This window comes from Hydrogenophaga sp. 70-12 (assembly GCF_001897365.1).
Lineage (GTDB): Bacteria > Pseudomonadota > Gammaproteobacteria > Burkholderiales > Burkholderiaceae_C > Hydrogenophaga > Hydrogenophaga borbori.
In genome coordinates this window covers 1-8,783 of sequence record NZ_MKSS01000274.1, presented here as the reverse complement: position 1 = coordinate 8,783, position 8,783 = coordinate 1, and the positions used below count along the sequence as shown (strand labels likewise).

Below are 8,783 nucleotides of genomic sequence, written 5' to 3'. Positions count from 1 at the left end.
TCGCCGTCGGCGTTGGGGGCGCGCACGATGTCGATGCCGGCGATGTGCGAGTAGATCTGGTGCGGCACGTCCACGCCCATCATCTCGGGACGGAACTGCGCGTTCTGGAAGATCTGCTCGGCCGGGATGACGCCGGCCTTGATGATCTCCTGCCCGTGGTAGACGTCGTGGATGAAGCGGTTGAGCGCGGTCACGCGCTGCACCAGGCCTTCTTCCATGGTGCGCCACTCGTGCGCGGGGATGATGCGCGGGATCAGATCGAAGGGAATGAGCCGCTCGGTGCCGGCGCCTTCCTCGTCCTTGGCGCCGTAGACGGCGAAGGTGATGCCGACGCGGCGAAAGATCATCTCCGCCTCTTCGCGCCGCGCCGCCATGGACTCGTCGGCTTGTTCGGCCAGCCAGCGGGCGTAGTGCCGGTAGTGCTCCCGCACAACCCCGTTCGGGGCGTGCATCTCGTCGAACATGGGTCGGCTCATGGTGCTGCTCTCCTGCCGAGGGAGCATAGCAAGGAGCGGGCCAGGGGAAACCCCTGGTGCAGCGGCCGACGCGCCGGCGCGGCCGACTTACTCGTCGGCGCTGGCGAGGACCAGATCGAGGTTCAGTTGCCGGAGCTGGCGGCCGTAGGCGATCGCAGCCGCCGGGTCGGTGGGCCGGTGCTGCACGGCCTTGCCCAGTTGGTTCGCGCGGCTGGCTGCGCTGGGGTTACCGCGGCTGCGAAACTGGCTGGCGATCGCGCCCACCAGCTTTCGGTAGCGGCTGGACGCCTTGCCCGCATCGCCGAAAGACGGCGGGTTGCGCGAGACGTAGAGGCCACCGCCCCGCACGTACAACGCGTCAACGATCTTGCCCTGCTTGCTGTAGTACCTGCGCAGCCTGGCGTCGGCCCCTGGATGGGCCTTGGGGTTCATGGCCTGCCGCTTGAGCTGGAAGCCGTCGAACTGGGTCTGCAGGCGCGCGGCGAAATAGGAGAGAGAGGAGGACTTGGACATGGTGCTCGACACGGAATGCGGGTGAGCCCCGCAACGAATGCCGGGCGAACTTGTGTGGCCGCGCGCGCGCCGAAGTTCGCCGGGTCGGCACTGAAATGGCCTAGGCCATTGGGGTCGGGCGCTCGCCCCGACTCAATCGGCCGCGGGCGGCGCCGGCGCGAGCGGGACGTCCTGGTGCCAGTACCGCCGCCCCGCCACCCGCTCGCACCGCAGTTCGTCGGGCCGGTCGCTGCGCCAGGTCGCCGCGCCGCAGCGCGGCGATTCCACCCAGGGGATGCCCCTGGCCTCGTAGCGCTCCACCACCACCCGCGCCGGGTGGCCGAAGCGGTTGCGGTAGCCCGACTGCACCACCACCCAGCGCGGCCGCAGCGTATTGAGCAGCACCGGGCTGGAGGAACTGGCGCTGCCGTGGTGCGGCGCCAGCAGCAGAGTGGCGCGCTCGCTCGGCCGCTCCAGCGCCAGGCGCACCTCCTGCGCGGCGGGCAGGTCGCCCGTGAGCCAGGCGCTGGCGCCCTGGCGGGTCGCCACGCGCAGTACACAGGACATGGCGTTGGTGGACAGGCCACGGTTGGCCCAGGCTTCGGGGCCGGGATGCAGGATCTCGAAGTCGACGCCGTCCCAGGTCCAGCGCTGGCCGGCCAGGCAGTGGTTCGCCGGCGCTTCGTCGTAGGACGACAGCCAGCGCGCCTGCGCAAACGCCGCGCGCACGGCCTTGGCGCCGCCCGAGTGGTCGCTGTCGCGGTGGCTCACCACCACGGTGTCGGGCCGCTCGCCCAGCGCCCGCAGCAAGGGCAGCACGATGCGCTCGCCCGCGTCGGCCTCGGGGCTCCAGGCCGGGCCGGTGTCGTACAGCAGCGCGTGGCGCGCGGTGCGCACCAGCACGGCACCGCCCTGCCCCACATCCAGCGCCAGCAGTTCGAACGCCCCCTCGGGCGGGCGCGGCGGCGCCCACAGCAGCACGGGCAGCACCAGCCAGGCCCCGGCCGCGCGCACGACCGCCGGCAAGCGCATGGCCAGCAACACACCGCCCGCCACGGCGGCCAAGGCCAGCGGCAAGGGCGGCACCGGCCGGTGCAGCACCGCGCCGGGCCAGGCCGCCAGCCATTGCAGCAGCGGCACCAGCGCGTCCACCGCCCCCGCCGCCGCCGTCCACAGCGGCGGGGCCAGCAGGCCCAGCAGGGCCAGCGGCGTCACCACCAGCGTGACCCAGGGAATGGCGATCAGGTTGGCGGCCAGGCCCACCAGCGACACCTGGCCGAACAGCAGCAGCGTCAGCGGAGCGAGGGCAACCGTCATCAGCGCCTGTTCGCGCAGCAGGCGCTTGAGCGCCTGGGCGCCGCGCCAGGCCAGGCCGCTGGCCGGCGCCTCGCGCGCCGGGTCGCTCGCGAACAGCAGGCCCACCGCCACGAAGCTGAGCCAGAAACCCGCCGACAGCAAGGCCCAGGGGTCCAGCGCCAGCACGGCGGCCATCGCCAGCAGCCACACCGCCGGCCAGGGCCAGCGCCGACCCGACAAGCGCAGGCCCACCACCAGCGCCAGCGTCAGCACCGTGCGCTGCGAGGGCACGCCCCAGCCGGAGAACACCGCGTAGCCGGCGGCGCAGGCCACGCCGCCCCAGCCGGCCACCCAGGGCAAGGGCCAGCGCCGGGCCACGGCCGGCCAGCGCGGCGCGGCGCGCCGCCAGGCCCAGCCGATGAGCGCCGTCGCAAGCCAGGCGAACAAGGTCACGTGCAAACCGCTGATGGCCATGAGGTGGGCCACGCCGGTGTCGCGGAACAGCGCCCAGTCCTCGCGCTCGATGGCCGACTGGTCGCCCACCGCGAGCGCCGCCAGCACGCCCGCCGCGCGCGAGTGGCCCAGGCGCTCGCCCATGGCGTCGGCCACGCGCTGGCGCGCCAGGTCCACCGGGTGCAGCCAGGTCTGTCCCAGGCGCTGGGGCACCGGGTCGCGCGGGCCGGCGCGCACGTAGCCGGTGGCCAGGATGCCGCGCTCCCACAGCCAGCGCTCGCGGTCGAAGCCGTGCGGGTTGAGGCTGCCGTGCGCGCGCTTGAGCCGCACCTCGAAAGCCCAGCGCTCGCCGGCCACCAGGCCCGGGTTGGGGTGCGCCACCGCCCAGGCCCCCGGGCGGCCGGGACGATCGCCCCCGGCGGGGGGTCCACCGGTCCAGCCCAGCAGCAGGCGCGGCGGCAGCGGCACGGGCCGGCCGTCCAGGCTGGCGCGCTCGACGATGAATTCGACGCGCTCCCCCTGCGGGTCTTTCACCGGCAGGGACGCCACGCGCCCGACCACCGCGATGTCGCGTCCCTCCAGCGCGCCCGCCAGGGCCTGCTCGGACAGCGACAGGGCGCGCAAGCCCGCGCCGCCAAAGGCCAGCGCCGCGCCCGCCAGCAACCAGGCCAGGCGTCCCCGCAAGGCCAGCGCCAGCAGGCCCGCCACGGTGATGCCGATACAGACCCCCCACCCCCACAGGTCCGGCTGCTGCAGCTGCGCGGCCGTGCCCAGCACCCCGCCGGCCAGGGCCCAGCCCGGGCGCCAGGCGCGCGGTGGCGCCGGCGCGCAAACGTCATCGCGCAATGGCGCAAGACTTGCTAGCATGATTTTTCAACCGCGTGGAGGCGCTCGCGCGATCCCGCGTCATCCCTTTCCCTGAAAGCCTTTTCATGGCCATCCACGTCGCCCTGAGCCACATCACCCACTACCGGTACGACCGCCTGGTGCGCCTGGGGCCTCAGGTGGTGCGCCTGCGGCCGGCCCCGCACAGCCGGACCAAGGTGCTCTCGTATTCGCAGCGCGTCGAGCCCGCCACCCATTTCGTCAACTGGCAGCAGGACCCGTTCGCCAACCACCAGGCCCGCCTGGTGTTTCCCGAGCCCACCACCGAGTTCAAGATCACCATCGATCTCGTGGTCGAGATGGCGGTGCACAACCCGTTCGACTTCTTCCTGGAGCCGCAGGCCGAGCAGTTCCCGTTCGAGTATGCCGAGGCGCAGCGGCGCGAACTGGCACCGTATCTGGCGGCCGAGCCGCTCACGCCGCGGCTGGCGGCCTACCTCGCGGGCATCGCCCGCGACCGGCGCCGCACCATCGATTGCCTGGTCGACATCAACCAGCGCCTGCGGCGCGACATCGACTACACCATCCGCATGGAGCCCGGCGTGCAGACGCCGGAGGAAACGCTGCAGCGGCAGCGCGGCTCCTGCCGCGACAGCGGCTGGCTGCTGGTGCAGCTGCTGCGCCACCTGGGGCTGGCGGCGCGCTTCGTCTCGGGCTACCTCATCCAGCTCGCGCCCGACGTGAAATCCATCGACGGCCCCAGCGGCCCCGAGCGCGACTTCACCGACCTGCACGCCTGGTGCGAGGTCTTCCTGCCCGGCGCGGGCTGGATCGGCCTGGACCCGACCTCCGGCCTGCTCGCGGGCGAGGGCCACATTCCCCTGGCCTGCACGCCGCAGCCCGGCAGCGCCGCGCCCGTGGAAGGCGCAGTGGACGAGTGCGAGGTGGCCTTCGAGCACCACATGGCCGTGCGCCGCGTGCACGAATCGCCGCGCGTCACCCGGCCCTACACCGACGAGCAATGGGCCGCCGTGCTCGCGCTGGGCGACCAGGTCGACGCGGACCTGACGCGGCACGACGTGCGCCTCACCCAGGGCGGCGAGCCCACCTACGTGGCCACCAGCGACCGCGACGCCGCCGAGTGGAACACCGAGGCCCTGGGCCCCACCAAGCGCGGCTACGCCACCGAGCTGCTGGGCCGCCTGCGCGAGCGCTACGGCCAGGGCGGCTTCGTGCACATGGGTCAGGGCAAGTGGTACCCGGGCGAGCAGCTGCCGCGCTGGGCGCTCTCGGTGTTCTGGCGCGCCGACGGCGAGCCGTGCTGGAACAATCCCGCGCTGCTGGCCGACGAGCGCGACGAGGCCCACTGCACCAGCGACGACGCTCGCCGCTTCGCGCAGGCGCTGGCGCGCCGGCTGGGCCTGAGCACGCAATACATCACCGCGGGCCACGAAGACACCTGGTACTACCTCTGGCGCGAACGCCGCCTGCCCGTGAACGTGGACCCCTTCGACAGCCGGCTCGACGACGAGCTGGAGCGCCTGCGCCTGCGCCGCGTGTTCGAGCAGGGCCTGTCCAGCGTGGTGGGCTACGTGCTGCCGCTGCAGGCCAACGCCGGCCACCCGGCCCTGGGCGGCACGGTGTGGTCCACCGGCCCCTGGTTCTTCCGCGACGAGCGCCTGTACCTGGTGCCGGGCGACTCCCCCATGGGCTACCGGCTGCCGCTGGACTCGCTGCCCTGGGCGGCGGCCGGCGACCGGCCCCAGACCATCGAACAAGACCCGTTCGCGCCGCGCGCGCCGCTGCCGCGCGGCGCCCCCGTGCGCGCGCAATGGCAGGCGCACGCGGCGGCCGGCGCGCCGCCGGACGTGGCGGCGGCGCGCGGCTGGCCCGGCAGCGGCCCCTCGGCCCAGGCCCAGGGCCTGTCCTCGCACCACCCGCGGCGCGGCGAATCGGCCGGCTGGCTCACGCGCACCGCGCTGTGCGTGGAGGCGCGCGACCCGCAGCGCGCCAACGGCCCCAAGGCCGAGAAGGACAAAGGCGGCCAAGGGCAGCACCTCTATGTCTTCATGCCGCCGCTGGCGCGGCTGGAGGACTACCTCGACCTGCTCGCCGCCGTCGAGGCCACGGCCGATCGGCTGGGCGTGAAGGTGGTGCTCGAGGGCTACCCGCCGCCGCGCGACCCGCGCCTGAAAACGCTGCAGGTGACGCCCGACCCCGGCGTGATCGAGGTCAACATCCACCCGGCGCACAACTGGAGCGAACTGGTGGAGCACACCGAATTTCTTTACGAGGCCGCGCACCAGACGCGCCTGTGCGCCGAGAAGTTCATGACCGATGGCCGCCACACCGGCACCGGCGGTGGCAACCACATCGTGCTCGGTGGCGCCACGCCAGCCGACTCGCCCTTCCTGCGCCGGCCCGAGCTGCTGGGCAGCCTGGTGGCCTACTGGCACAACCACCCCGCGCTGAGCTACCTGTTCAGCGGCCTGTTCATCGGCCCCACCAGCCAGGCCCCACGCGTGGACGAGGCGCGCAACGACCAGCTGCACGAACTGGAGATCGCGCTGGCGCAGATCGAGCGGGCGCGCCAGGTGCATGGCGAACACATGCCGCCCTGGCTGGTGGACCGCACGCTGCGCAACATCCTCATCGACGTCACTGGCAACACGCACCGCAGCGAGTTCTGCATCGACAAGCTCTACTCACCCGACGGCCCCGCCGGCCGCCTGGGCCTGCTGGAGCTGCGCGCCTTCGAGATGCCACCGCATGCGCGCATGAGCGTGGCCCAGCAGCTGCTGCTGCGCGCGCTGGTCGCGCGCTTCTGGCAACAGCCTTACCGTGCGCCGCTGGCGCGCTGGGGCACCGAACTGCACGACCGCTGGATGCTGCCCACCTACCTGCGCCTGGACTTCGAGGACGTGCTGGCCGAGCTGAGCGAGGCCGGCTATGCCTTCGACATGGCCTGGTTCGAACCGCACTTCGAATTCCGCTTCCCGCTCATCGGCGAGCTCGCGGTGCGCGGCATCGAACTCACGCTGCGCGGCGCGCTGGAGCCCTGGCACGTGATGGGCGAAGAAGGCGCCATCGGCGGCACCGTGCGCTACGTCGACTCCTCGCTCGAACGCCTGGAGGTGCGCGTGCGCGGCTGGACCGACCGGCGCTACGCCGTTACCTGCAACGGCCGCGCGCTGCCACTGCACCACACCGGCACGGCCGGCGACTATGTGGCCGGCGTGCGCTACAAGGCCTGGGCGCCGCCCTCGGCCCTGCACCCCGGCATCGGCGTGCACGCGCCGCTCACCTTCGACATCGTCGACACCTGGATGCAGCGCTCCCTGGGCGGTGGCCAGTACCACGTGAGCCACCCCGGCGGACGCAGCTACGACAGCTTCCCGGTCAACGCCTACGAGGCCGAAAGCCGCCGCCTGTCGCGCTTCTTCCCGATGGGCCACACGCCCGGCCGACTGCGCGTGGCGCCCGCCGCCGTGAACCGCGAATTCCCCTGCACGCTGGACCTGAGAACGTGAGCCTCGCCCGGCCGCCCGCCAGGGGCGCGCAGGCATACTGCGCGCCGTGAACGCCGATCCTGACGATTCCCTTTTCGGCCCCCTGGCCCCCGAGCGGCCGGGCGAATGGGCCCTGTCTCTGGCCGTGCCGGCCGACCCGGGACACCTCGACGAGCTGCTGGGCGATGGCCCGCACGGCCTGGCCCCCAGCTGGTCCGCCTTCTTCGACCACACCGGCACCGAAGGCCTGGCCGACCTGAACCGCCGCGCCGAGAACCTGCGGCGCCAGATCCGCGACAACGGCGTCACCTACAACGTCTACGCCGACGACAGTGGCCTGCAGCGGCCCTGGGCGCTGGACCTCTTTCCCATGATCCTGGGCCCGGGCGACTGGGCGCAGATCGAAGCCGGCGTGCTGCAGCGCGCGCGCCTGCTCAACGCCGTGATGGCCGACCTCTACGGCCCGCGCGAACTGCTGCAGCGCGGCCTGCTGCCCGCCGCCCTGGTGCAGGGCCACCCGGGCTACCTGCGCGCCATGCAGGGCGTGCGCCCGCGCGGCGGCACCTGGCTGCACATCGTCGGCTTCGACCTGGCCCACGGCCCCGACGGACGCTGGTGGGTGGTGGGCCAGCGCACCCAGGCGCCCTCCGGCCTGGGCTACCTGCTCGAGAACCGCATCGCCATCGGCCGCCAGTTCCCCAAGGCCTTCGCCGGCCTGCGGGTGCAGCGCCTGGCCGCCAGCTACCGCGCGCTCATGGACGGCATCAAGTCCCTGGCGCCCGAAGGCGAGAACGCGCGCATCGCCCTGCTCACGCCCGGTCCGTACAACGAAACCTATTTCGAGCACGCCTACCTGGCGCGCTACCTGGGCCTCACGCTGGTGGAAGGCAACGACCTCACCGTGCGCGACGAGCGCCTGTTCCTCAAGACCCTGGCGGGCCTGGAGCCGGTGCACGCCCTCATCAAGCGCGTGGACGACCCGTGGCTGGACCCGCTGGAGCTGCGCCCCGACTCCACCCTCGGCGTGCCCGGCCTGCTGCAGGTGCTGCGCGCCGGCCACCTGGTGCTGGCCAACGCGCCGGGCTCGGCGCCGCTGGAGTCCAGCGCGCTGCTCGGTTTCCTGCCCGCCATCAGCGAGCACCTGCTGGGCGAGCCGCTGGCCCTGCCCTCGCTGGCCACCTGGTGGTGCGGCGAAGACGCCGCGCTGCGCGGCGTGCTGCCCCTGCTCAGGGACGGCGTGATCAAGGCCACCTACCCCGGCGGCGGGTCCGACACCGTGATCGGCCAGGGCCTGACGCCGCGCGAGATCGACGAATGGACCGGCCGCCTGGTGCGCCAACCCGAGCAGCACACCGTGCAGTCCTGGCTGCCGCTCTCGCAGACCCCCACCTGGACGGGCGACCGGCTCATGCCACGCTCGGCCATGCTGCGCGTGTTCGCGCTGGCCGATGGCGCCGGTTCCTGGCGCGTGCTGCCCGGTGGCCTGGTGCGCCTGGCGCCGCGCGGCCAGCTGGTGGCCGCCATGCAGCGCGGCGGCAGCAGCGCCGACTGCTGGGTGCTCACCGACGGCGCGGTGGACCCCACCAGCCTGCTGAGCGGCCAGCCCAGCTCCTTCGCCATCGCGCAACAGAAGCAGCCCGTCACCAGCCGCGCGGCCGAAAACCTGTTCTGGCTGGGCCGCTACACCGAACGCGCCGAAAACACCGTGCGCCTGGCCGAAACCGTGCTCGAC

5 protein-coding genes are annotated in these 8,783 nt (G+C 73.1%); 2 read left to right on the top strand and 3 right to left on the bottom strand.

All coding sequences use genetic code 11. The annotated features are described in order from the left end of the window. The 3 genes from BGO22_RS15070 to BGO22_RS15060 all read right to left on the bottom strand — a co-directional run. Positions 1–476, bottom strand: a 476-nt coding sequence (locus BGO22_RS15070) for a circularly permuted type 2 ATP-grasp protein (RefSeq protein WP_286851525.1), incomplete at its 3' end; no start/stop codon positions are given. An 87-nt stretch (positions 477–563) separates the two neighbouring features. Then, on the bottom strand, positions 564–989 hold the full coding sequence (locus tag BGO22_RS15065; protein ID WP_286851524.1) for a hypothetical protein: 426 nt from the start codon (positions 987–989) through the stop codon (positions 564–566). A 132-nt stretch (positions 990–1,121) separates the two neighbouring features. After that, positions 1,122–3,563 (bottom strand): ComEC/Rec2 family competence protein, encoded by a 2,442-nt coding sequence (locus tag BGO22_RS15060; RefSeq protein WP_254668140.1) that lies wholly within the window; start codon positions 3,561–3,563, stop codon positions 1,122–1,124. A gap of 86 nt (positions 3,564–3,649) precedes the next feature. Between BGO22_RS15060 and BGO22_RS15055 the strand changes: the two genes are divergently transcribed. Beyond that, entirely contained in the window at positions 3,650–7,072 is a 3,423-nt protein-coding gene (locus tag BGO22_RS15055; protein ID WP_070398774.1) for a transglutaminase family protein, read from the top strand. A 46-nt stretch (positions 7,073–7,118) separates the two neighbouring features. Continuing rightward, positions 7,119–8,783 (top strand): circularly permuted type 2 ATP-grasp protein (locus BGO22_RS15050; protein WP_286851523.1); only part of this gene is annotated, 1,665 nt, incomplete at its 3' end.

Coding starts and splice junctions, on each gene's coding strand:
- BGO22_RS15065 (WP_286851524.1), bottom strand. CDS start 989: ATGTCCAAGTCCTCCTCTCTCTCCTATTTCGCCGCGCGCCTGCAGACC.
- BGO22_RS15055 (WP_070398774.1), top strand. CDS start 3,650: ATGGCCATCCACGTCGCCCTGAGCCACATCACCCACTACCGGTACGAC.